15 protein-coding genes and 1 pseudogene are annotated in these 24,833 nt (G+C 68.6%); 9 read left to right on the top strand and 7 right to left on the bottom strand.

What is annotated here, in order from left to right; all coding sequences use genetic code 11:
* Both GGR64_RS20915 and GGR64_RS14635 read left to right on the top strand, forming a co-directional pair.
* Positions 1-150, top strand: a pseudogene (locus tag GGR64_RS20915) (IS110 family transposase); the annotation flags it as partial.
* 49 nt (positions 151-199) lie between these two features.
* Entirely contained in the window at positions 200-736 is a 537-nt protein-coding gene (locus GGR64_RS14635) for a DUF2939 domain-containing protein (protein ID WP_184447756.1), read from the top strand.
* Between the two features lie 397 nt (positions 737-1,133).
* Here the strand turns inward: GGR64_RS14635 and GGR64_RS14630 are convergent, their stop codons facing one another.
* From GGR64_RS14630 to GGR64_RS14610, 5 genes are all read right to left on the bottom strand, one after another.
* Positions 1,134-2,066, bottom strand: a complete 933-nt coding sequence (locus tag GGR64_RS14630; protein ID WP_221236221.1) for a hypothetical protein — start codon at positions 2,064-2,066, stop codon at positions 1,134-1,136.
* 478 nt (positions 2,067-2,544) lie between these two features.
* A complete protein-coding gene (locus tag GGR64_RS14625; protein ID WP_184646715.1) occupies positions 2,545-3,357 on the bottom strand; it encodes a fused MFS/spermidine synthase in 813 nt (270 codons plus the stop codon).
* The gene (locus tag GGR64_RS14620; protein ID WP_184646713.1) at positions 3,354-4,319 is read right to left on the bottom strand and encodes a 5'-nucleotidase; all 966 of its coding nucleotides are present in this window, start codon (positions 4,317-4,319) and stop codon (positions 3,354-3,356) included. Before GGR64_RS14620 ends, GGR64_RS14625 begins: the two co-directional genes overlap by 4 nt.
* 133 nt (positions 4,320-4,452) lie before the next feature.
* On the bottom strand, positions 4,453-5,223 hold the full coding sequence (locus GGR64_RS14615) for an NAD kinase (RefSeq protein ID WP_184646711.1): 771 nt from the start codon (positions 5,221-5,223) through the stop codon (positions 4,453-4,455).
* Between the two features lie 281 nt (positions 5,224-5,504).
* On the bottom strand, positions 5,505-10,622 hold the full coding sequence (locus GGR64_RS14610) for an NAD-glutamate dehydrogenase domain-containing protein (protein WP_184646709.1): 5,118 nt from the start codon (positions 10,620-10,622) through the stop codon (positions 5,505-5,507).
* Between the two features lie 241 nt (positions 10,623-10,863).
* On the opposite strand from GGR64_RS14610, the gene GGR64_RS14605 reads away from it, so the two are divergent.
* Genes GGR64_RS14605 through GGR64_RS14595 form a run of 3 tightly spaced genes read left to right on the top strand, consistent with a single transcriptional unit; the run spans position 10,864 to position 15,983 of the window.
* Positions 10,864-11,517, top strand: a complete 654-nt coding sequence (locus GGR64_RS14605; RefSeq protein ID WP_184646707.1) for a TetR/AcrR family transcriptional regulator — start codon at positions 10,864-10,866, stop codon at positions 11,515-11,517.
* Complete coding sequence (locus tag GGR64_RS14600) at positions 11,514-12,797, top strand: efflux RND transporter periplasmic adaptor subunit (protein WP_160967913.1); 1,284 nt, start codon at positions 11,514-11,516, stop codon at positions 12,795-12,797. Before GGR64_RS14605 ends, GGR64_RS14600 begins: the two co-directional genes overlap by 4 nt.
* 12 nt (positions 12,798-12,809) lie before the next feature.
* Positions 12,810-15,983, top strand: coding sequence for a multidrug efflux RND transporter permease subunit (locus tag GGR64_RS14595; protein ID WP_184447748.1), 3,174 nt, complete (start codon positions 12,810-12,812; stop codon positions 15,981-15,983).
* A gap of 467 nt (positions 15,984-16,450) precedes the next feature.
* Here the strand turns inward: GGR64_RS14595 and GGR64_RS14590 are convergent, their stop codons facing one another.
* Positions 16,451-17,599 carry an acyl-CoA dehydrogenase family protein gene (locus GGR64_RS14590; protein ID WP_184447747.1) on the bottom strand — a complete coding sequence of 383 codons (1,149 nt, stop codon included), beginning with the start codon at positions 17,597-17,599 and terminating at the stop codon, positions 16,451-16,453.
* Between the two features lie 126 nt (positions 17,600-17,725).
* Between GGR64_RS14590 and GGR64_RS14585 the strand changes: the two genes are divergently transcribed.
* The 4 genes from GGR64_RS14585 (at position 17,726) to GGR64_RS14570 (ending at position 23,709) form a co-directional block, all read left to right on the top strand.
* Positions 17,726-18,715 carry a metalloregulator ArsR/SmtB family transcription factor gene (locus GGR64_RS14585; RefSeq protein WP_160967919.1) on the top strand — a complete coding sequence of 330 codons (990 nt, stop codon included), beginning with the start codon at positions 17,726-17,728 and terminating at the stop codon, positions 18,713-18,715.
* The gene (locus GGR64_RS14580; RefSeq protein WP_184646705.1) at positions 18,712-19,854 is read left to right on the top strand and encodes a homocysteine S-methyltransferase family protein; all 1,143 of its coding nucleotides are present in this window, start codon (positions 18,712-18,714) and stop codon (positions 19,852-19,854) included. The genes GGR64_RS14585 and GGR64_RS14580 overlap by 4 nt, the downstream gene beginning before the upstream one ends.
* Before the next feature lie 103 nt (positions 19,855-19,957).
* A complete protein-coding gene (gene metH / locus GGR64_RS14575) occupies positions 19,958-22,720 on the top strand; it encodes a methionine synthase (RefSeq protein WP_184646703.1) in 2,763 nt (920 codons plus the stop codon).
* A 77-nt stretch (positions 22,721-22,797) separates the two neighbouring features.
* On the top strand, positions 22,798-23,709 hold the full coding sequence (locus tag GGR64_RS14570; protein WP_260303027.1) for an NAD(P)-dependent oxidoreductase: 912 nt from the start codon (positions 22,798-22,800) through the stop codon (positions 23,707-23,709).
* Positions 23,710-23,956: 247 nt separating this feature from the next.
* Here GGR64_RS14570 and GGR64_RS14565 read toward each other — a convergent pair whose 3' ends face one another.
* Positions 23,957-24,814, bottom strand: a complete 858-nt coding sequence (locus tag GGR64_RS14565) for a transporter (RefSeq protein WP_260303026.1) — start codon at positions 24,812-24,814, stop codon at positions 23,957-23,959.
* Positions 24,815-24,833: the final 19 nt, after the last annotated feature.

Below are 24,833 nucleotides of genomic sequence, written 5' to 3'. Positions count from 1 at the left end.
GTCATCCGGGCGCTGAAACAGCGGCTAAACGAACGCGGCAAAGCCGGCAAGCAGATCGTGTGCGCCGCCATGCGCAAGCTCCTGCACCTCGCCTACGGCGTTCTCAAATCGGGCACCGCGTTCGACCCGAAAAGGGGCCTTGCCTGCTAGGGGGTAAGACGGTATCTACAGAACGCCCACACGCGCAAGGAGACATGCGATGAAGAAATGGCTGGCCTTGCTGTTCCTCGCCCTGCTCGCCCTCGGCGGCTATGTCGCCGCCGGGCCGTACCTGGCCATCCGCGGTATCGACCATGCGCTGCGCGAGCGCGATGCCGCGGCGTTGGAGCGCTACGTCGACTTCCCCACCCTGCGGGTCAACCTCAAGGCGCAGGTGGACGATGCGTTGGTGCGTCGCGCCGGGCCGGACCTGCAGTCCAGCCTGTTCGGCGGCGCACTGCTGTCGCTGGCCGGTGGCCTCGGCGGGATGAGCGTGGACGCGATGGTCACCCCGGCCGGCATCGGTGCGCTGATGCAGGGCGATGCATTGTGGAAACGCGCCAGCGGCGACACCGTCGGCGGCGACACCTACGCCGCGCCACGCCCGCCGCAACCGCTGCGCCAGGCCGAGCACCGCTTCGAATCGACCACGCGCTTCGTTGCCACCGTGCACACCGCCGACGGCACCGCGGTACCCTTCGTATTCACGCGCGACGGCCTGCAGTGGAAACTCAGCAATATCCTGCTGCCGTTGTAGGCGATGCGGCGGTTGGCGGCAAATGGGCGCGGCCGGAGACTTGAGGCCACGTCGAGCCGCCACGCATGCGCGTTGCTCTTGTAGGAGCGACTTCAGTCGCGACGGGCGAAGCGCCAATGTTTCATCGGGCAGCATGCAGTCGGGACTGAAGTCCCTCCCACACTAGGCACTCTAGCGATCTCGATCCGCTCACTTAACGTGACGCGACGCAGCGTTGGACCATCAGCCGCAGCATCACTTCTCATGAATCAGCGGCGACGCAGGGCATCAGTAACGCCCGTCGCGGCTGAAACCGCTCCTACAAGCGCGACGAGGTGGTCCGCTGAGCCACCGACAAGCGCGTTTGCAAGAGGCTCGCTGAGGTCCCCGCCCACACGACTCGGCGCGCGCGGAAGCGCTACAGCTGCAGGCAGATCAACTCGGACAGTTCCGGATCGCCGGCACTGCGCCACAGGTTGCGGGTGGCGAACGCGCATCCCGCGTCAGGGCACATCGATACGATCTCGAACTCCGGCGGCGCCTGCACCCACCGGTGCCGGCCGCCATCGTCGGTACGAAAGGAGGCAACGCTGGTCTGCACATGGCGCGGCGACTCGTCGGTTGTCGCCGTCGTTGCGGCCACCGAGAGCATGCTGCCATCCCGGGTGACCGCGATGTTCCAGAAGTCCATGCCGAGGTCGATCTCCGTCACCGATGTGTATGGCGGGTCCATGAAGCCGGCGGTCGCGGTCGGCGCTGCCCAGAACACCCGATTGCCCTCGACGATCCGGCCGGGTCCGAGCGAGAGCCAGAGACGGCCCTGTCCATCCATCGCCGATTGGCAGGTCGGCGGCGTCTGCGCGTTGCGCTTGGGCGGCTGCGGCAGGCCCGGCTCCGCCAGCCAGAGGCTGCCCTCGGCCGCCACCGCCAGGAGCTTCGCGTCGGGCGTCGCGTGCAGCTGCAATTCGTCCGCCAGCGCCCTGCGCCGTACGCTGCCATCCGGCAGCGCGATGGCGCTGAGTTGTGCGGAGCGCGCATTGGCCGCATGCACGTGGCCGCCCAGCGGCAGCAGGCGATCGGTGTAACGCGGAATGCGCGAGGTCCATTTCTCCACTACGCGCAGCGTGCCGGCATCGAGCCGGAACAGCTTGGTATCGGTGGCCACCAGCACGCTGCCCTCGCCGTCTCTGGCGAACGCCCGCGCCTGGTTGCCGAGGGCGACCGATGCCACTTCGGCCCCCGTCGCCATGGCCAGCGCGCGAACCCGCAGCGCACCGAAGCTGACGCCCCATCCATCCGCGACCAGCACATGCCCGGCCTGGTCATCCACCCAGAGTCGATGGGCGGCCACGCCGGGAACCGTGGTCCGCCACAGAATCGTGGCAGCCTGGGGATGTGCGCTTGTGTGCGCAGGCAGGGACGCAGCTGAACCTTGTCGCGGACGCATCGATGCGAGAACTCTTCCATCAAAGACGGCAGGATTTTCGCAAATCGCAGCTGAGCGGGACGTGTTTGCCAGCGATGGCGGGCAGCGCCCAGACAGGTGCCGCGGACCGGGCGCTGCAGGCGCCAGGCAAGGATGTCCTCGCGCGCGCCACATCGCAGATGCTCACCTCGCGCACCCCGCAACCAGCATCACGCTGCAGCGACTGCGCACCGCCGTGCGCATCGTGCCAGTGCGCGCCCCGACCCGTACCGGCACGCGCCAGTCCGCGCTTCGGGTGAGCAGCCGGTGGCGGCCGAAAAGACCGATGGTGCAGGCGCGCAGAGCATCGCGCCTGCACGTCGCAACGCGAAGGACACAGTGCCCCTACGAAGCCAGATCCTGCCTAGCGCTGAGCGCCGGCCCCAGTCCTGCCCGCCATCGCTTGCTGCAAGCGATGAAACGGCGTGCGCAATTGCCAGCGCGCCGACCACGGCAGGCGCGCCAGCGCCGCGTGCGCCTCCAGCGCCGGCAGCGCGGCGGTCCAGGCGAACACCACGTGGTTGTCCATGCCCGGCTCGTCCAGGCGCAGCACGCGGCCGCCGAATAGCGCGCGCAGATGCCCCAGGTGGCGGCGGGTGTCGGTGTCGTACAGGTTCACCGCCAGCACCCCGCCCGGCGCCAGCGCCGCATGGCAGTCCTCGTAGAAGCCGCGGCTGAGCAGCGCCGCCGGGATGCCGTCGGCATCGTAGGCGTCGAGCAGCAGCAGGTCGTAGCGATCGCGCCGCTGCGGCAGCAGCCGCGCGCCGTCGCCGTGCACGGCCTCGAAGCGCGCGTCGTCGTCCGGAATGCGGAAGGCGGCGCGCAAGGCCAGCACGTCGGCATCGGCCTCGATCGCCTCGATCCGCGCCTGCGGCAAGTGCCGGTAGCAGAACTTGGCCTGCGAGCCGCCGCCGAGCCCGACGATGCCGATCCGCTGCGGGTCCGGACGCAACAGCAGCGCGGCCAGCATGCTGCGGGTGTAGCCCACCTGCAGCACGTCCGGCCACCAGGTGTACATGCGGCTCTGCGTCACCTCGCCCTTGAACTGCAGGCTGGTATAGCGCCAGCCATGGCGCACGTAGGGTCGCCCGGGACGCAGGTCGGCGCGCGCGTCCACGGCTGGCCGCAGCAGGCGGCGCAGCGCAGCCCAGCGGCCGCCGCCGGGCGCCGCGCTCACGACTTGGCGATGTCGTTGGCGACCCCGTGCGGCACATGCCCGGCGGCGACGCGCTCGCGCGCCGCGCTGTCGATGTTGTGCTGCGAATCGTCGAAGAAGATGTCCGCGCCGAAGGCCTGCAGGAACGGCCCCTTGTGACGGCCGCCGAGGAACAGCGCCTCGTCCAGGCGCACCCCCCATTCGCGCAGGGTGCGGATCACCCGCTCGTGCGCGGGCGCCGAGCGCGCGGTGACCAGCGCGGTGCGGATCGGCGAGGCCTCGCCGGCCGGGAACGCCGACTGCAGCGCGTGCAGCGCCGACAGGAAATTGCGGAACGGGCCGCCGGTCAGCGGCTGGCGCGCGTTCTCGCGCTCGTAGCGGCCGAACGCCTCCACGCCCTGCTCGCGCGAGAAACGCTCGCCCTCGTCGCCGAAGATCACCGCATCGCCGTCGAAGGCGATGCGCAGCTGCGTGGACAGACGATCGGCATCGATCGCGCCGGCCGCCGCGGCCGCCTCCTGGGCGTGCTCGCCGGGCGGCTTGGGCAGGATGGTCGCCGCGGCGATGCCGTGGCTGAGCGCGCGGCGCACCGACTCCGGGTTGGCCGAGAGGAACAGGTCGGTACCGAACGGCTTGACGTAGGGCCAGGTCGCCTCGCCGGAGGTGAAGGTGGCGCGGACGATGCCCAGGCCGTAGTGCTGGATGGAATTGAAGATGCGCAGCCCAGTGTCGGCGGAATTGCGCGACAGCAGGATCACCTCCACCGGCGGCGTCTCCGGCGGCGTGCCCTGGTTCAGCGCCAGCAGCTTGCGCACCACCGGGAACGCGACCCCGGGCGCCAGCACATCGTCCTCGCGCTCGCGCTGGTACGCGCTGTACGCCTCCACGCCGTCCCGCTCGAACAGGGCATGGCCCTCTTCCAGATCGAACAGGGCGCGCGAGGTGACCGCGACGGTGAGCAGACGGGGGGAGTTGTCAGACATGAGAGCAGGGATTCGGCAGTGGGGATTGGGGATTGGCAAAAGCGGGCAAAGGAGTCGGAACGTGGACTGGAGACCGGAAGCAAAGCGGATGCGCTGTTGCGAATCCCCAATCCCGACTCCCGAATCCCCGCCCCTACACCATGAATTGCTCGCTCAGGATCCGCTCCTCCAGATTGTGTTCCGGGTCGAACAGCAAAGTGACCAGGCGGTCGCGGGATTCGCGGATGGTGACTTCGACCACGTCGCGGGTCTCGTGAGAGTCGGCGGTGACGCTGACCGGGCGCTTGTACGGGTCCAATACGCGGAAGCGCACCTCGATGTCGGCCTTGAGGATCGCGCCGCGCCAGCGCCGCGGCCGGTACGGCGCGATCGGGGTCAGCGCCAGGGTGTGCGAGCCCAACGGCAGGATCGGTCCGTGCGCGGAAGAGTTGTAGGCGGTACTGCCGGCCGGGGTGGACACCAGCACGCCGTCGCAGATCAGTTCATCGACCCGGGTCTGGCCATTGAGATCGATGCTCACGTGCGCGGCCTGGCGGGTCTGCCGCAGCAACGAGACCTCGTTGTAGGCCAGCGAGCCGGTGGTGGCGCCGGATTCGGTCTGCGCCAGCATTTCCAGCGGCCGTAGCTTGGCCGGCTCGGCCAGGGCCAAACGCGCGACCAGATCGTCGTCGCGAAACTGGTTCATCAGGAAGCCGACCGTGCCCAGCTTCATGCCGAACACCGGCTTGCCCAGGCTGCCGTGGCGATGCAGGGTCTGCAGCATGAAGCCGTCGCCGCCGAGCGCGCACAGCACATCGGCGTCGGCGGGCTCGCAATCGCCGTAGCGCGTGACCAGTTGTTCGCGCGCACGCTGGGATTCCGGCGTGACGCTGGCGAGGAAGCAGATGCGGGGCGAGGACGGCATGGGCGCATTCATGGCGCCGATCATACCTGCCCGGTCATGAAAGCCGGGATTCGGGAATCGGGATTGGGGATTCGCAGAAGCGGGCTGTCGCGTCGAGAGATGGGGATCCGCTTGGCGAATCCCCAATCCCGACTTCCCAATCTCGGCAATGGAGGAGAGCCCCCCTTCTGTTAAGGGGGGCGCGGCGAAGCCGCGGGGGATAGGCAAGGCCGCCGTGCGGCGCCAACCGTTTGCGGCGCAAGCGGTTGGGTCAGGCCCGCGCAGCGGGCCTGACCACGGGGCTACACGCCGTGCGCCGCCAGCTGGCCGAGCCGCTGTACCGCCACCGACACCGTCGGGTAGTCCAGCGTCTTCTGCGCGGCCAGTTCCTGCAGCATGCTCAGGGTGAAGCGCAGGCTGCTGTCGTCGCGCTGCAGCCAATGCTGCACCTTGGCCTCGGCGGTGCCACCCGGCAGGCTCAGCGCCTGGCCGGCCAGCACACCGTGGTGCTTGGCCAACTCGTCGCGCAGCACGCCGCGGGCCACCGCATGCCAGCGGCCGTTGACCTCCAGCGCGTCGATCTGCTCGAACAGCCATGGCAGCTGCAGCGCCTCGCCCAGGCGGAAGTGCACCTTCGACACCTCCACCGGCTTGAGCTTGCGGGTGCGCGCCATCTCGATGATGTCGAACGCCGGCTCCAGGAAGCGCAGTTCCGACAGTTGCTGGGCGAGCGCCGGCGGCAGGCCCTTGTCCTGCCACTCCTGCACCAGCGCTTCGTAGCGCGGACGCTGCGAATCGGGCAGCACGCCGGAGGCGACGCGGATGTCGTTGAACGGCTCGTAATAGCGCTCCACCGCCGCGGTGATGCCCGGCATCGGGCCCGGACGGAACAGCAGCCAGCGCACGAAGGCGCGCTGCAGCGTCCAGATCACCTCCAGCGCGTCGATCTGCACCGACTCGGGCACCTTGCCGTCCAGCGCATCGATCTGCGTCCACAGCGCGCGCGCATCCAGCGTCTCGCGGCTGATGGTGTAGGCCTTGGCGACCTCGGCGATGCTGCGGCCGGTGTCTTCCTGCATGCGCATCAGGAAGGTGGCGCCCATGCGGTTGATGGTGGTGTTGGTCACCGCGGTGGCGATGATCTCGCGCTTGAGGCGGTGCAGCTCCATCGCGTCGGCGTACTTCTTCTGCAGCGGCTGCGGGAAGTAGCGCTGCAGTTCCTTGGACAGGTACGGGTCCTCGGGAATGTCCGATTCGAGCAGTTGCTGGAACGCCACCAGCTTGGAATAGGACAGCAGCACCGCCAGTTCCGGCCGGGTCAGGCCCTGGCCACGCGCCTTGCGCGCGGAGATCTCCGCGTCCGAGGGCAGGTATTCGATCTGCCGGTCGAGCAGGCCCTGCGCTTCCAGGGTGCGGATGAAGTGCTGCTTGGAACCCAGGCGGGTGACGCTCATCCGCTCCATCAGGCTCAGCGCCTGGTTCTGGCGGATGTTGTCCCACAGCACCAGTTCGGCGACTTCGTCGGTCATCGACGCCAGCAGCTTGTTGCGCGCGTCCAGGGTCAGCTTCTTGGCCTGCACCACGTCGTTGAGCAGGATCTTGATGTTGACCTCGTGGTCGGACGTATCCACGCCGGCCGAGTTGTCGATGAAGTCGGTGTTGAGCAGCACGCCGACCTGCGCGGCCTCGATGCGGCCGAGCTGGGTCAGGCCGAGGTTGCCGCCCTCGCCCACGACCTTGCAACGCAGTTCGCCACCGTTGACGCGCAGGCCGTTGTTGGCGCGGTCGCCGACGTCGCCATGGGTCTCGCTGGCCGCCTTGACGTAGGTGCCGATGCCACCGTTCCAGAACAGGTCCACCGGCGCCTTGAGGATGGCGTTCATCAGGTCGTTCGGCGAGAGCTGCTTGACGCCCGGCTCCAGGCCCAGCGCCTCGCGCACCGGCGCGCTGATCTCGATCGACTTGAGCGTGCGCGGGTAGATGCCGCCGCCGGCGCTGATCAGCTTGGCGTCGTAGTCGGCCCAGCTGGAGCGCGGCAGCTTGAACAGGCGCTCGCGCTCGGCGAAGGACGTCGCCGCGTCCGGGTTCGGGTCGAGGAAGATGTGGCGGTGGTCGAACGCGGCCAGCAGGCGGATGTGGCGCGACAGCAGCATGCCGTTGCCGAACACGTCGCCGGACATGTCGCCGATACCCACGCAGGTGAAGTCCTCGCTCTGGCAATCGCGGCCCAGCGCGCGGAAATGGCGCTTGACCGACTCCCAGGCGCCGCGCGCGGTGATGCCCATGCCCTTGTGGTCGTAGCCGACCGAGCCGCCGGAGGCGAACGCATCGCCCAGCCAGAAGCCGTGGTCCAGCGCCAGACCATTGGCGATGTCGGAGAAGGTGGCCGTGCCCTTGTCGGCGGCGACCACCAGGTACGGATCGTCCTGGTCGTGGCGCACCACCTGCGGCGGCGGCACGATCTTGCCGCCGACGATGTTGTCGGTGATGTCCAGCAGGCCCTGGATGAACAGCTTGTAGCAGGCGATGCCTTCGGCCAGCACCGCATCGCGGTCACCACCGACCGGCGGGCGCTTGCAGAAGAAGCCGCCCTTGGCGCCGACCGGCACGATCACCGTGTTCTTGACCATCTGCGCCTTGACCAGGCCCAGCACCTCGGTGCGGAAGTCCTCGCGCCGGTCGGACCAGCGCAGGCCGCCGCGCGCCACCGCGCCGAAGCGCAGGTGCACGCCTTCCACGCGCGGGCCGTACACGAAGATTTCGCGGTACGGACGCGGCTTGGGCAGGTCCGGCACCTTGGCCGAATCCAGCTTGAAGCTGATGCAGTGGCCCAGCCCGCCGTCGGCGGCGCGCTGGTAGTGGCTGGTGCGCAGGGTCGCCTCGATCACGCCCTTGAAGCTGCGCAGGATGCGGTCCTCGTCCAGGCTCGCCACCTGGTCGAACAGCTTCAGCAGCGCGGCCGAGACCGCCTCCAGCTGCGCGGCGCGGCTGCCGCTGCGCGCGTCGATCACCGGCTGCAGCGCCTTCAGCGCGGCATCGTCGCCGTTGGCCAGCAGGCGCAGCTGCGCGGACAGCGCGGCCTGGCCCTCGGCGATCTGCGCCTTGCTCTCGTTGCCGGTGGCCGGATCGAAGCGCGCCTCGAACAGTTCCACCAGCAGCCGGGCCAGCAGCGGATAGCGGTTGCAGGTCTCTTCCACGTAGGCCTGCGAGAACGGCACGCCGGTCTGCAGCAGATACTTGCAGTAGCCGCGCAGCACCGCGACCTGGCGCCAGCTCAGGCTGGCGCCGACGATCAGGCGGTTGAAGCCGTCGTTCTCGGCATCGCCGCGCCAGATCCGCACGAACGCCTCGCACAGCGGCGCGTCGGCGGCTTCCACGTCGATGCTGCCGGCCAGCGGCTCGACCTCGAAATCCTGGATCGACAGCGCGGTGCCGTCGACCACCAGCCGGTACGGACGCTCGGAGATCACCCGCAGGCCCAGGTTCTCCATCATCGGCAGCACGTCGGACAGCGGCAGGTCGTCGTGCTGGCGGTACAGCTTCAGGCGCAGGCTGTCGGCGCCGTCGCGGCGCAACGCCTGCAGGCTCAGATGCAGGTCTTCCGGACCACGCAACGCGGCCAGGCGCTCCACGTCGCGCGCGGCGATCTGCGCGGTCGACTCCTCGATGTAGCCGGCCGGCAGCGCGCGGCCGTAGCCGGCGGCCAGGCGCAGGCCGTCGCGCTCGCCGCAGCTGGCCACCAGCGCTTCGCGCAGGTCGTCGTGCCAGTTGCGCAGCAGGTGCGCCAGACGCGACTCCAGCTCGCTGGTGTCGAACTCCAGCGCCTCGCCCGGCTTCGGCCGCACGATCAGGTGCAGTTGCGCCAGCGGCGATTCGCCCAGCACCACGCTGGAATCGATGTATTCGCCGTGCAGCGCGTCCTTCAGCAGCGCCTCGATGCGCAGGCGCACGTCGGTGTTGAAGCGCTCGCGCGGGATGTACACCAGCGCGGAAATGAAGCGGCCGTACTTGTCGCGGCGCAGGAACAGGCGGCTGCGCACCCGCTCCTGCAGGCCGAGGATGCCCATCGCCGTGCGGTACAGCTCTTCCTCGTTGGACTGGAACAGCTCCTCGCGCGGCAGCGTCTCCAGGATGTGGCGCAACGCCTTGCCGCTGTGGCTGCTCGGGGTCAGCTCGGACTTGCGCATGACCGAGTCGAAGCGCTCGCGCACCAGCGGGATCTCCCACGGGCGGCGGTTGTAGGCGCTGGAGGTGAACAGGCCGAGGAAGCGCTGCTCGGCGATGATGCGGCCCTTGGCGTCGAACTCCAGCACGCCGATGTAGTCCATGTAGCCGCTGCGGTGCACCCGCGAGCGCGCATTGGTCTTGGTCAGGATCAGCGCTTCCTTGGTACCGGACTCGCTGAGGCCGTGTGCGGCCAGCGTGCGCACCGGCCGCGCCGGCGACTTGTCCTGCCCGCGCAGCAGGCCCAGGCCGCTGTCTTCCAGCGGCGCCAGCACGTCTTCGCCGCCCTGCTTCTCCACGCGGTACTCGCGGTAGCCGAAGAAGGTGAAGTGGTCGGCCGCGGCCCAGCGCAGGAACTCCTGCGCCTCGCGCCGGCCCTTGTCGTCCACCGGCAGGCGCCGCGTGGTCAGGTCGTCGGCCAACGCCAGCATCTTCTCGCGCATGCTGCCCCAGTCGCGCACGATGTTGCGCACCTCGCCGAGGATGCGCCGGATCGCCGCTTCCACCTGGGCCATGTCCTCCGGCGGCTGGCGGTCGATCTCCAGCGCCATCAGCGATTCCGCCTTGCCCTCGCCCACGCTCTCCAGCGTGCCGCCCTTGTCGCGCTGCATGCGCAGCACCGGGTGGCCCAGCACGTGCACGCCGATGCCCAGTTCCGCCAGCGCCATGCTCACCGAATCGACCAGGAACGGCATGTCGTCGTTGACGATCTGCAGCACGGTGTGCGACGACTCCCAGCCGTCGTCCTTCAGATTCGGGTTGAACACCCGCACGTTGACCGTGCCCGGCTTGCGCTTGCGCGCGAATTCCAGCATCGACGCGGCCAGTGCCGCCCACTCCTGCGCGCTGTGGTGGGGGAACTCGTCCTCCTCCATGCGCTTGTAGAACTCCTCGGCGAAGGTCTGCGCCTGCTCCTGGCGTGCGGCCGGGTAGCGCTTGCGCAGCGCCGCGAACACCGGCGCCAAGCTGAAACCGCTGGCGACCGGCGCGGCGTCGATCACCTTGGCGGTGGCCGGAACGGTCACGGCCGGCTTGGCCGGCGGCGCGGCCTTGCGCGGGACAGCCGGCTTGGCCGGGGTCTTGGCCTTGGCAGGCGACTTCGCAGGTGCCTTGGCCGACTTGGCGGCGGACGCGGTCGCGGAGGTGCTGGCAGCGGCCGAAGAGGTGGAACGGGAAGCGGCGTGTTTGGGTTTCATGACGGAGAGCAGCAACGATGCTCGATGGGAAAGCCGGAATTGTACCGGTGCCTTGTTCAACTACCTTGCTGCATCGCAAACCGACGGTGCGCCAGAGACCACGCGCCAGATCGGGCAAAGTGTCTACAACATCTTCGTCACGCGGCGGTCACCATGCTTTGTCGGCCGCGCTGTTGTCAGCAAGAACGCCCCTGTGTCAAGGCTGTTCTAATTCTAAACTGGACGGTATAGTCCACAATCAATGAGCACCCCCCTCGCCTCCGCCGCACAGCGCCAGGCGCGCGACCAGCGCGTGTACGTCGCCGTGCGCGAATTGCTGGCCGAGGAAGGCATGGGCCTGAGCATGGACGCGGTGGCGGCACGCGCCGGCTGCTCCAAGCAGACCCTGTACAGCCGCTACCGCAGCAAGCAGGCCTTGCTGCAGCGGGCGCTGCAGGACCACCTGGACCTGGCCACCGCGCACCTGGAGCCGGTACAGGACGACCTGCGCGGCGGCCTGCTGCGCTTCGCCTGCGAATACCTGGAACAGTTGTCGGAACCGCGCGTGCTGCAGAGTTGTCAGCTGATCGCCGCCGAGTCGCGGCATTTCCCCGAAGAAGCCCGCGCCATGTTCCGCGACAGCGCCGGCGCGCTGATGCAGCGCCTGAGCGAGCGCCTGCGCGGTGCCATCGCCCGCGGCCAGCTCCGGCATGACGATCCGCACTTCATGGCCGAGCTGCTGTTGAGCATGATCGTCGGCATGGATTTCGAGCGTCAGCGCTTCCATAGCGCGCATCGCGGCGACGCCGCCGCGCAGCGCGCCTGGGCCGAGTTCGCCGTGGACGGCTTTTTGCGCGCGTTCGCCGCCGCCCCTTCCCTTCCTTCTACAAAACCAGACCGGAGTACCACCCGATGACCTCCCCGTTGCGTTCTCTCGCCCTGGCCTGCGCCGTCGTGGTGGTGTTGGCGTCCTGCAAGAAACAGGATCAGCAGCAGGCCATGCCGCCGCCGGAAGTGGGCGTGCTGCAGGCGCAGCCGCAGACCGTGCCGCTTGAGCGCGAGCTGGTCGGCCGCCTGTCCGCATTCCGCAGCGCCGATGTGCGCGCCCGCGTGCCCGGCGTGCTGGAAAAGCGTCTGTACACCGAAGGCACCGACGTCAAGGAAGGCCAGCCGCTGTTCCAGATCGATCCGGCGCCGCTGCGTGCGACCCTGGCCTCGGCGCAGGGCCAGCTGGCCGCCGCCGAAGCCACCTACGCCAACGCCAAGGCCGCCGCCGCCCGCGCGCGCAGCCTGGCGCCGCAGGCCTACGTGTCCAAGTCCGACCTGGACAACGCCGAGGCCACCGAGCGCAGTTCCGCCGCGTCGGTGCAGCAGGCCCGTGCGGCGGTCGAAACCGCGCGCATCAACCTCGGCTATGCCACCGTCACCGCGCCGATCGCCGGCCGCGCCGGCAAGCAGCAGGTCACCGAGGGCGCGCTGGTCGGCCAGGGCGACAGCACCCTGCTGACCACGATCGACCAGCTGGACCCGCTGTACGTCAACTTCTCGATGAGTTCCGACGAACTGGCGCAGCTGCGCCAGGCGCAGACCCAGGGCAACGTCGCCCTCAACGCCGAGGACAAGTCGACCGTGCAGATCAAGCTCGGCGACGGCAGCAGCTACGCGCATGCCGGCACCCTGGACTTCTCCGGCGCCGCGGTCGACCCGAGCACCGGCTCGGTGACGCTGCGCGCGCTGCTGCCGAATCCGGACCGGGTGCTGCTGCCCGGCGCCTTCGTCAGCTTCTCGGCCAACCTGGGCCAGCGCAAGGACGTGTACCTGATCCCGCAGGCCGCGGTGCTGCGCGATGCCAAGGGCGCCTATGCCATGGTCGTCGGCAAGGACAGCAAGGTGGTACGCAAGGATCTGACCACGGTCGGCCAGCAGGGCGACAAGTGGATCGTCAGCGGCGGCCTGCAGAGCGGCGACCAGGTCGTGGTCAGCGGCCTGCCCAAGGTCAAGGAAGGCGCACCGGCCGTGGCCAAGCCGTGGGATCCGAACGCCGCCGCCCAGGGCCAGGGCCCGGGTGCCGGCGCGGCTCCCGGCCAGGGCGCGCAAGGCGCCGCGGCGCCGGCCAAGGGCGCCGCCCCGGCGCAGGGCGCAGCGCACGGCGACACGCCGGACGCCGCCTCGCATTCCGACCAGCCGAAGCAGTAACGGACTCCCCCCATGCCTAAGTTCTTCATCGAACACCCGGTCTTCGCCTGGGTGGTGGCGATCCTGATCTCGCTCAGCGGCGTGATCGCCATCCTCAATCTCGGCGTCGAGTCGTATCCCTCGATCGCCCCGCCCCAGGTCACCGTCACCGCCACCTATCCCGGCGCCAGCGCCAGCACCACCGAACGCTCGGTCACCCAGGTGATCGAGCAGCAGCTGACCGGCATCGACCACCTGCTGTACTTCAGCTCGTCGTCGTCCTCCAGCGGCACCGCCACCATCACCCTGACCTTCGAGACCGGCACCGACGCGGACATCGCCCAGGTGCAGGTGCAGAACAAGGTGTCGCTGGCCACGCCGCGCCTGCCATCGGAAGTGACCGCGCAGGGCGTGGTGGTGGCCAAGGCCAACGCCGGCTTCCTCAGCGTGATCGCGCTGCGCTCGGACAACCCGTCGATCGACCGCGACGCGCTCAACGACATCGTCGGTTCGCGCGTGCTGGAGCAGATCTCGCGCGTGCCCGGCGTCGGCAGCACCCAGCAGTTCGGTGCCGAGTACGCCATGGACATCTGGCTCAACCCTGAGAAGCTGCAGGGTTACCACATGTCCGCCAACGACGTGTACACCGCGATCCGCGCCCAGAACGTGCAGTTCGCTGCCGGTTCGCTGGGCTCGGATCCGGCGCCGCAGGGCCAGTCGTTCACCGCCACGGTCAGCGCCGAGGGCCGCTTCACCTCGCCCGAGCAGTTCGAGAACATCATCCTGCGCGCCGACGGCAACGGCACCGTGGTGCGGCTGAAGGACGTGGCCCGGGTCGCGTTCGGCCCGACCAACTTCGGCTTCGACACCCAGTACAACGGCAAGCCGACAGGCGCCTTCGCGATCCAGCTGCTGCCGGGCGCCAATGCGCTGAACGTGTCCGCGGCGGTCAAGGCCAAGATGGACGAGCTGCAGCCCAGCTTCCCGCAGGGCGTCACCTGGTTCACGCCGTACGAGAGCACCACCTTCGTCAAGATCTCGATCGAGGAAGTGGTCAAGACCCTGGCCGAGGCGATCGTGCTGGTGTTCCTGGTGATGCTGGTGTTCCTGCAGAACTTCCGCGCCACCATCATCCCCACCCTGGTCATCCCGGTGGCGTTGCTGGGCACCTTCCTGGGCATGTGGGCGATCGGCTTCACCATCAACCAGCTGACCCTGTTCGCGATGGTGCTGGCGATCGGCATCGTGGTCGACGACGCGATCGTGGTGATCGAGAACGTCGAACGCATCATGTCCGAGGAGCACCTGGCGCCGAAGGCGGCCACGCACAAGGCCATGACCCAGATCACCGGCGCGGTGGTGGCGATCACCGTGGTGCTGGCGGCGGTGTTCATCCCTTCGTCGATGCAGCCCGGCGCCGCCGGCGCGATCTACAAGCAGTTCGCGATCACCATCGCCATGTCGATGGCGTTCTCGGCGTTCCTGGCGCTGAGCTTCACCCCGGCGCTGTGCGCGGCGTTTCTCAAGCCCACCCACAACGACAACCCGAACTGGGTCTACCGCACCTTCAACAAGTACTACGACAAGCTCTCGCACCGCTACGTCGGCGCGGTCGGCAACACCATCCGCCGCGCGCCGCGCTGGATGGCGGTGTTCGCCCTGCTGCTGGTGCTGTGCGGGTTCCTGTACACGCGCATGCCCGGCAGCTTCCTGCCGGAAGAGGACCAGGGCTTCGCGCTGGCGATCGTGCAGTTGCCGCCGGGCGCGACCAAGACCCGCACCAACGAGGTGTTCGCGCAGATGCGCGGCGTGCTGCAGCAGCAGAAGGCGGTCGAAGGCATGCTGCAGGTGGCCGGCTTCAGCTTCCTGGGCCGCGGCGAGAACGTGGGCATGGGCTTCATCCGGCTCAAGCCCTGGGACGAGCGCGACATCGCCGCCGGCGACCTGATCCAGCAGTTGAACGGGATGTTCTACGGCATCAAGGACGCGCAGATCTTCGTGGTCAACCTGCCCACGGTGAACGGCCTGGGCCAGTTCGGCGGCTTCGACATGTGGCTGCAGGACCGCAGCGGCCAGGGCGAGGAAGCCCTGCTGCAGGCGCGCAACATCGTGCTCGGCAAGGCCGCGCAGCGCCAGGACACCCTGGCCGGGGTGCGCCCGAACGGCCTGGAGAACGCGCCGCAGCTGCAGTTGAAGGTGGACCGCGTGCAGGCGCAGTCGATGGGCCTGTCGGTCAGCGACATCTACCAGTCGATCCAGCTGATGCTGGCGCCGGTGTACGTCAACGACTTCTTCTACGAGGGCCGCATCAAGCGCGTCAACATGCAGGCGGATGCGCCGTTCCGCACCGGTCCGGAGTCGCTGCGCAACTTCTACGTGCCCAGCAACACCGCCACCGACAGCAGCGGCCTGCCGCAGATGATCCCGTTGAGCACGGTGGTGAGCTCGGACTGGATCTACAGCTCGCCGTCGCTGAGCCGCTACAACGGCTACTCGGCGATCAACATCGTCGGCAACCCGGCGCCGGGCGGCAGTTCCGGCCAGGCGATGAGCGCGATGGAGGACATCGTCAACAACGACCTGCCGCCGGGCTTCGGCTTCGACTGGAGCGGCATGTCGTACCAGGAAATCATCGCCGGCAACACCGCCACGCTGCTGCTGGTGCTGTCGATCGTGGTGGTGTTCCTGTGCCTGGCGGCGCTGTACGAAAGCTGGTCGATCCCGGTGTCGGTGCTGCTGGTGGTGCCGATCGGCGTGCTCGGCGCGGTGGCGTTCTCGCTGCTGCGCGGCCTGCCCAACGACATCTACTTCAAGATCGGCCTGATCACGGTGATCGGCCTGGCCGCCAAGAACGCGATCCTGATCGTCGAGTTCGCGGTGGAGCAGCGGGCGATGGGCAAGACCCTGCGCGAGGCCGCGGCCGAGGCGGCGCACCTGCGCTTCCGCCCGATCCTGATGACCTCGTTCGCGTTCATCCTCGGCGTGCTGCCGATGGCGATCTCCACCGGCGCAGGCGCCAACGCCCGCCACGCCATCGGTACCGGCGTGATCGGCGGCATGCTGTTCGCCACCGTGCTGGGCGTGCTGTTCATCCCGCTGTTCTTCGTGATGGTGCGGCGCATGCTCGGCGACAAGCTGGACGAGCCGTCGAAGGAGTTCACGCAGATGCAGGAGCAGGGTCTGGCGCGGCATCAGCCGGATCGCTGAAGCGCTGGGATTGGGGATTCGGGAGTTGGGATTCGTCAGTCGGGTCCCGCTCCCCGTCTTGATCCTTCCCTGTAGAAACAAACGAAAAGCGGCCGCAAGGCCGCTTTTTTGTTGTCTGGGAACCTGGTCGGGAAGCGCGGCCCAGAACCCGACGCAACGTTGAGGGTTCCTTGTGGGAGGGACTTCAGTCCCGACGCCTTGCAGCCAGACGCCACTCATTCCTTTTCCACACAAAGGCAACCAAGCGGCCGCATCTCCTGAACCCTCAACCGATCCGGGAACCGGCCAATCCCAAGTCCCGACTCCCCAATCCCGACCTTAGGGATTTCAGTCCCGACGCGCTGCAGCAGAACCCGCTCATTTCTTTTCCCACCCAAAGAAAAAGCGGCCCTGCGGCCGCTTCTCCTTAACTCACCAGCCGACTCAGGACCGGGCGAATCCCCAATCCCGACTCCCAAATCCCGGCCTCACCGCAGCCCGGTCTCGTTGCGGGCGATCACCAAGCGCTGGATCTCACTGGTGCCCTCGTAGATCTCGGTGATCTTCGCATCGCGGAAGTAGCGCTCCAGCGGCATCTCCTTGGAGTAGCCCATGCCGCCGTGGATCTGCACCGCCTGGTGGGTGATCCACATCGCCGCCTCGGAGGCGGTGAGCTTGGCCACCGAGGCCTCGGTGGTGAAGCGCTGGCCCTGCCCCTTCAGCCAGGCCGCGCGCAAGGTCAGCAGCAGCGCCGCGTCCAGCTTGCACTTCATGTCGGCGATCTTGGCCTGGGTCATCTGGAACGCGCCGATCGGCGAACCGAACGCCTTGCGCTCCTTCACGTACTCCAGGGTGGCCTCGTAGGCGGCGCGGGCCAGACCGATCGCCTGCGAGGCGATGCCGATGCGGCCGGCGTCGAGCACGCTCATCGCGATCTTGAAGCCTTCGCCCGGCGTACCCAGTACCTCGTCGGCGCTGGCCACGTAGTCCTGGAACTCGATCTCGCAAGTGGCCGAGGCGCGGATGCCCAGCTTGGGCTCGGTCTTGCCGCGGTGGAAGCCGGGCTTGTCGGTGTCGACGACGAAGGCGGTGATGCCCCGCGCGCCCTTGTCCGGCTCGCTCATCGCGAACAGCACGATGTACTTGGCGACCGGGCCGGAGGTGATCCAGCTCTTCTTGCCGTTGATGACGAAGCTGCCGTCGTCCTGGCGCACCGCACGGCACCGCATCGCGGTGGCGTCGGAACCGGACTGCGGCTCGGTTAGCGCAAAGGCGCCGATCTCGCGGCCCTCGGCGATGGCACGCACGTACTTCTGCTTCTGTTCCTCGTTGCCGTTCTTGAGGATGCCTGCGCAGAACAGCGAGTTGTTGACCGACATGATGGTCGAATGCGCCGCATCGCCGGCGGCGATCTCGACCATGGCCAGCACGTAGGCGATCGGGTCCATGCCCGCGCCGCCGTACTCGTCCGGCACCTCGATGCCCATCAGCCCGTTCTCGCCCAGCAGGCGGATGTTCTCCAACGGGAATTCGCCGGTACGGTCGTGGTGCTCGGCACTGGGAGCGATTCGCTCCTGGGCGATGCGCCGCGCCACGTCCTGGATCATCAATTGCTCTTCGGTAAAGCTGAAATCCACGTCGAACCCCTCCCGGGCATATTGGTCCGGCCATTGTAGCCGTGCAGACCATACGCCGGCGTGTGCAACTTGACCGCAACCGCCGCGCGGACCAAAATATCTCTATATCGCGATAGGAAGATATTTATGGATCTGGAGGACTGGTCGTCCCGGCTGAAGGTCTTCGCCGACGCCACCCGCGTGCGCCTGCTGGCGCTGCTGGAGCAGGAGGAGCTGACCGTGGCCGAGCTGTCGGCCATCACCCGCCTGGCACAGCCGCGGGTCTCGACCCACCTGGCCAAGCTCAAGGAGGCCGGACTGGTGCGCGACCGCCGCGCCGGCGTGTCGGCCTATTATCGCTTCGACGAGACCCTGCTGGACCCGGCCCAGCGCGCGCTGTGGCTGGCGCTGAGCACCGGCAGCGACGATCCGCTGCTGCGCCAGGACGCCGAGCGCGTGGCGGCGGTGCTGGCCAACCGCGCCGCCGACCAGAACTGGGCCGACTCGGTGGCCGGCGACATGGAACGCCACTATTCCCCCGGCCGCACCTGGGAAGCGCTGGCGCGCACCGCCCTGCCGTTGCTGGAGACCGGCGACGTGCTCGACATCGCCTCCGGCGACGGCGTGCTGGCCGAACTGGTGGCGCCGCACGCGCGCCGCTACGTCTGCATCGACACCAGCGCGCGAGTGGTGGCCGCGGCCAGCGAGCGCCTGCGCCGGCTCGGCAATGTGGAAGTGCGCGAGGGCGACATGCACGCCCTGCCCTTCGCCGATGCCAGCTTCGACCTGGTGGTGATGATGCACGCGCTGACCTACGCCACCAAGCCGGCGCAGGCGGTGTGCGAATCGGCGCGGGTGCTGCGTCCGGGCGGCCGCCTGCTGCTGTGCAGCCTGGCGCGCCACGAACACAAGGCCGCGGTGCAGGCCTACGGCCACGTCAACCTCGGCTTCGCCGCCAAGGAACTGCGCAAGTTCGTCGGCAAGGCCGGGCTCGAGGTCTCCAGCCTGGAAACCGTGACCCGCGAGAAGCGTCCGCCGCACTTCGAGGTGATTTCGTTGATTGCTGGGAAGCCGGGATTGGGGAGTGGGGATTCGGGATTGGATAAGGCAAAAGCCAAAGCAGGAGCTGAAGCATGACCGGCGCTTTTCCACCAATCCCCAATCGCCAATCCCCAATCCCGGGCCTGCCCTGGCTAAACCCGGAGCGCACGCAGAAACTGCTGCAGGCCTTGTCCGAACGCATCCTGATCATCGATGGGGCGATGGGCACGATGATCCAGCGTCATGGGCTGCAGGAGGCCGACTACCGCGGCGAGCGCTTTGCCGAGGGCTACGACGCGCAGGCCGGGCACGTGCACGGCCCCGGTTGCGACCACGCGCCGCAGGGCCACGACCTGAAGGGCAACAATGATCTGTTGCTGCTGACCCGCCCGGAGGTGATCGCCGAGATCCACCGCGCCTATCTCGACGCCGGCGCCGACCTGCTGGAGACCAACACCTTCAACGCCACCGCGATCAGCCAGGCCGATTATCACCTGGAACACCTGGTCTACGAACTCAACAAGGCCGGCGCGCAGGTCGCGCGCGCCTGCTGCGACGCGGTCGAGCAACTGACGCCGGACAAGCCGCGGTTCGTGATCGGCGTGCTCGGCCCGACCAGCCGCACCGCCTCGATCAGCCCGGACGTCAACGATCCCGGCTTCCGCAACACCAGCTTCGACGAATTGCGCGCCACCTACCGCGACGCGATCGACGGCCTGATCGACGGCGGCGCCGATACGCTGATGGTCGAGACCATCTTCGACACGCTCAACGCCAAGGCTGCGCTGTATGCGATCGAAGAGGTGTTCGACGCGCGCGGCGGGCGCCTGCCGGTGATGATCTCCGGCACCATCACCGATGCCTCCGGCCGCACCCTGTCCGGGCAGACCGCCGAAGCGTTCTATGCCTCGGTCGCGCACGGGCGGCCGCTGTCGGTGGGGCTGAACTGCGCGCTCGGCGCCAAGGACCTGCGCCCGCACGTGGAGACCCTGGCGCGGATCGCCGACGGCTACGTCAGCGCGCATCCCAACGCCGGCCTGCCCAACGCCTTCGGCGAATACGACGAGACGCCCGAGGAAATGGCGGCGACGCTGCGCGAGTTCGCCGAGTCCGGGCTGCTGAACCTGGTCGGCGGCTGCTGCGGCACCACCCCGGCGCACATCCGCGCCATCGCCGAGGCGGTGCGCGGACTGCCGCCGCGCGTGCCGCTGGCGACCACGGCGCAGGCCGCCTGATGTCCGCCGCGCGCATGCCCGCCGTCCCCGCCCGCGCACTCCTGCGCGGGCACGGTGCCGCCTGCGTGCGCGCCTGCACCTCCCCGTTTCCGGAACGCTGACCATGTCCTCCGCCCGCTACACCCGCCTGTCCGGCCTGGAGCCGTTGCTGCTGACCCCGGACCTGCTGTTCGTCAACGTCGGCGAACGCACCAACGTCACCGGCAGCGCGCAGTTCCGTAAGCTGATCAAGGAAGAGCGCTACGAGGAAGCGGTGGAAGTGGCACGCCAGCAGGTCGCCAACGGCGCGCAGATCCTCGACGTCAACATGGACGAGGGCCTGATCGACTCGGAGAAGGCGATGGTGCGCTTTCTCAACCTGATCATGTCCGAGCCGGATATCGCGCGCATCCCGGTGATGGTCGACTCCTCCAAGTGGAGCGTGATCGAGGCCGGGCTGAAGTGCCTGCAGGGCAAGAGCGTGGTCAACTCGATCTCGCTCAAGGAAGGCGAGGCGCCGTTCGTCGAACACGCGCGCAAGGTGCTGCGCTACGGCGCCGCGGCGGTGGTGATGGCCTTCGACGAGGTCGGACAGGCCGACACCTGCGCACGCAAGGTGGAGATCTGCACCCGCGCCTACCGCATCCTCACAGAGCAGGTCGGGTTCCCGCCGGAAGACATCATCTTCGATCCGAACATCTTCGCCGTGGCCACCGGCATCGAGGAACACGACAACTACGCGGTCGACTTCATCGAGGCGACCCGCGAGATCAAGCGCACCCTGCCGCACTGCCACGTCTCCGGCGGCGTGTCCAACGTGTCGTTCTCGTTCCGCGGCAACGAGACCGTGCGCCAGGCGATCCATTCGGTGTTCCTGTACCACGCCATCGCCGCCGGCATGGACATGGGCATCGTCAATGCCGGCGGCATGCCGATCTACGACGAGCTGGACCCGGAGCTGCGCGAGCGCGTGGAGGACGTGATCCTCAACCGCCGCCGCGATGCCACCGAACGCCTGCTGGAGATCGCCGAGCGCTACAAGAAAGCCGGGAATCGGGAATCGGGAATCGGGAATCGCGAGAAGCTGGCGTGGCGTGAGAAGACGGTGCGCGAGCGATTGAGCCATGCCCTGGTGCATGGCATCGACGAGTTCGTCGAGCTCGATACGGAAGAAGCTCGGCAACAGTCCACACGACCGCTGGACGTGATCGAAGGCCCGCTGATGGACGGCATGAACGTGGTCGGCGACCTGTTCGGCGCCGGCAAGATGTTCCTGCCGCAGGTGGTGAAATCGGCGCGGGTGATGAAGAAGGCGGTGGCCTACCTGCTGCCGTACATCGAGGCGGAGAAGCTGCGCAGCGGCGACACCGGCAAGTCCAACGGCAAGATCATCATGGCCACGGTCAAGGGCGACGTGCACGACATCGGCAAGAACATCGTCGGCGTGGTCCTGGCCTGCAACAACTTCGACGTGATCGACCTGGGGGTGATGGTGCCGACCCAGACCATCCTCGACCGCGCCCGCGCCGAGAACGCCGACATCATCGGCCTGTCCGGGCTGATCACCCCGTCGCTGGAAGAGATGACCCACGTCGCGCGCGAGATGCAGCGCCAGGGCTTTTCGATGCCGCTGCTGATCGGCGGCGCCACCACCTCGCGCGCGCACACCGCGCTGAAGATCGACCCGCACTATGCGGCGCCGACGGTCTGGGTCAAGGACGCCTCGCGCGCGGTCGGCGTGGCACAGTCGCTGATCTCGCGCGAACTGCGCGCGGCCTTCGTCGCCGCCAACGACGCCGACTACGCCGAAATCCGCCAGCGCCACAAGAACCGCGGCGACGCCAAGCGCCTGGTCTCGCTCGCGCATGCGCGCGGGCAGCGCTTCGATGGCGGCTGGGACGCCTACACCCCGCCGGCCCCACGCCAGCCCGGCCTGCATGTGTTCGACGACTACCCGTTGGACGACCTGGTCCCGCTCATCGACTGGACCCCGTTCTTCCAGGCCTGGGAACTGGCCGGCAAGTTCCCGGCGATCCTCACCGACGAGATCGTCGGCCAGCAGGCCAGCGAGCTGTACCAGGACGCGCGGGCGATGCTGCAGCGGATCGTCGAAGAGAAATGGCTGACCGCCAAGGCCGTGTTCGGGCTATGGCCGGCGCAGTCGGTGGGCGATGACGTTGTGGTCCTGACGGACCGGGAATCGGGAGACGAGAATGGGGAATCGTCGGACGCGACTGCTCCGCTCGGCCATTCCCGATTCTCCATTCCCCATTCCCTGCACTTCTTGCGCCAACAGGTCGACAAACCCGCCGAGCGCCCGGACTTCTGCCTGGCCGACTTCATCGCCCCGCGCGACAGCGGCAAGCAGGACTGGATCGGTGCGTTCGCGGTCACCGCCGGCATCGGCATCGAGCCGCACGTGGCGCGCTTCGAGGCGGCGCACGACGACTACAACGCGATCCTGCTCAAGGCCCTGGCCGATCGCCTGGCCGAGGCGCTGGCCGAGCGCCTGCACCAGCGCGTGCGCACCGAATTCTGGGGCTACGTCGGCGACGAGGCGCTGGACAACGAGGCGCTGATCGCCGAGCGCTACCGCGGCATCCGCCCCGCGCCCGGCTATCCGGCTTGCCCCGACCACAGCGAGAAGCAGACCCTGTTCGCGCTGCTCGACGCCGGGCGCAACGCCAGCATGTCGCTGACCGAGAGCTTCGCGATGCTGCCGACCGCCGCGGTGTCCGGCTACTACTTCAGCCACCCGCAGAGCCAATACTTCGTGGTCGGCCGGCTCGGCAAGGACCAGCTCGCCGACTACGCAAAGCGCAAGGGCGTCTCGCTGCAGCAGGCCGAGCGTTGGCTGGCCTCGAACCTGGACTACGATCCGGAGTAAGCCCGGGCCGTCGCAGGTGCGCCCCGCATCGCCTGCTTCGCCATCACGCACGCCCTTCCCGCCCACCGCCCATGCCGATGCCCACCTCATCCCCGCTGAAGATCCTGGTCACCGGCAGCGCCGGCCGGGTCGGCCGCGCGATCCACATCCGGCTCGCGCGCGAGCACCGCGTCAGTGGCTTCGACCGCACGCCCTGCTCCACCGCCGACTGGGTCGGCGACCTCGACGACGCCGCGCTGCTGGCGCGCGCAATGCAGGGCGCCGACGCGGTGATCCACACCGCCGCGCTGCATGCCCCGCACGTCGCGCATGTACCGGCGGCGCGCTTTCGCCAGGTCAATGTCGACGGTACGCGCCGCGTCCTGGATGCCGCGGCGGCGGCCGGCGTGCGCCGCATCGTGTTCACCAGCACCACCGCGTTGTACGGCAGCGCCGCCACGCCCGATGGCAGCGCCGGCTGGGTCGACGAAACGCTGACACCGCAGCCGCAGACCATCTACCACCACACCAAGCTGGAGGCCGAGGCGGTGCTGCGCGAAGCGGCCGACCAAGGCGGGCCGAGCGTGCGCATCCTGCGCATGTCGCGCTGCTTCCCGGAGCCGGTCAACGTGATGGCCGCGTTCCGCCTGCATCGTGGCATCGACGCGCGCGACGTCGCCGAGGCCCATGCCGCGGCATTGCGGCATGCCGGGCCGGCGGCCGCGATGTTCGTGATTTCCGGGGACACGCCGTTCCTGCGCGAGGATTGCGCCGACCTGCATAGCGCGGCAGCGACCGTCCTGCGACGACGCACCCCTGCCCTGGTGGCGGCGTTCGCGCAACGTGGCTGGGCATTGCCGAAACGGATCGACCGCGTCTACTCGGCACAGCACGCGATGCAGGCGCTGGATTGGCGACCGCGCTACGGTTTCGAGGAGGTGCTGGCGCAGTACGACCAGCACGTCCCGGAGGTCCTGCCGCCCGGCGATGGCGAGGCAGCGCGCGAGTAAGCATGCGGGCGGTAGCGGCAAGAATCTCGCGCACTCCGGCTCCACGAGCCGCTTCGCGCCGACCCTCACCCCACTCCCAAGGGGAGAGGGGCACACGTACTGCCGCTGTTCCCTTCTCCCCTCGGGAGAAGGTGCCCCGAAGGGGCGGATGAGAGTACGGGCACAGCCACGTCAACCCAAACACCACAAGACGCTTTCCGCCGACCCTCACCCCAACCCCTCTCCCGACGGGAGAGGGGCTTCGGGCTCAGCGCAGCAACACGGAAATGCCGAGGCCGCCCTGCCAGTCCGGGGTCTGCGACGACAGACCGCGCAGCACCGACACATCCAGTTGTACGCGCTTGGCGAACAGCCAGGTAACGCCGCTGCCGAGCGCGCGCATCTCGTCCTCGCCGCCGCCGATGCCGGCCTCGACGTAGGCGCTCAGCGTGTCGCCTGCATAGAAGGTATAGCTCGGCGAGACGCTCCAGCCGGAGCCGTCCTCGCTGTCGCTGACGTTGCCGTACAGCGCCAGGCTGCGCCCCTCCGGCAGGTCCCAGCCAGCGCTCACGCCCAGGTCGTAGCGATGTCCGGCATCGCCGTACGGTGCGCGCCCGACCGGCAGGCTGGCGCTGCCGAGCAGCGACCAGCTGAAGCCGTCGCGGGCGCTGGGCAGCGCCTGCTTCAGGCCGATGCTGGCGTCACCGCCGCTGTGCCCGCGCCGGTCCTGGCCGCCGCCGCGCACGCGTTGCCAGACCTGGCTGTCGATCGCCAACTGCAGCTCGGTGCGCGCGCTCAGGCCGATCCGCAGCCGGCTGTTGGCGACGTATTCGGTGCTGCGCACATCGCCGTCGCGGTCGTAGCTGCCGTCGAAGAACGCCTGCTCCCAGGCCACCTGGCCACGCTGCAGCGTGGTCGAGGCGAAACCGATGCCGGGCCGATCGAACGCCGGCGCATCCTCGGCGCAGGCCACGCCGGCGCTGCCGGCAGTGGCGGCCAGCAGCAGCGCCCCGCGCAGCAGCGCATCGCCGCGGCGGCGCAGCTGCGGCCGGCGGCAACGGTGGATGGCGACAGGCGACGGCACCGCCGGCGATGGACGCGGCGCGACGAAACGCAGAACAGGCATGCGCGAACTCCTTGCGATG

Source organism: Xanthomonas sp. 3307 (assembly GCF_014199735.1).
GTDB lineage: Bacteria > Pseudomonadota > Gammaproteobacteria > Xanthomonadales > Xanthomonadaceae > Xanthomonas_A > Xanthomonas_A rydalmerensis.
This window is presented reverse-complemented; position numbering and strand designations above follow the sequence as displayed.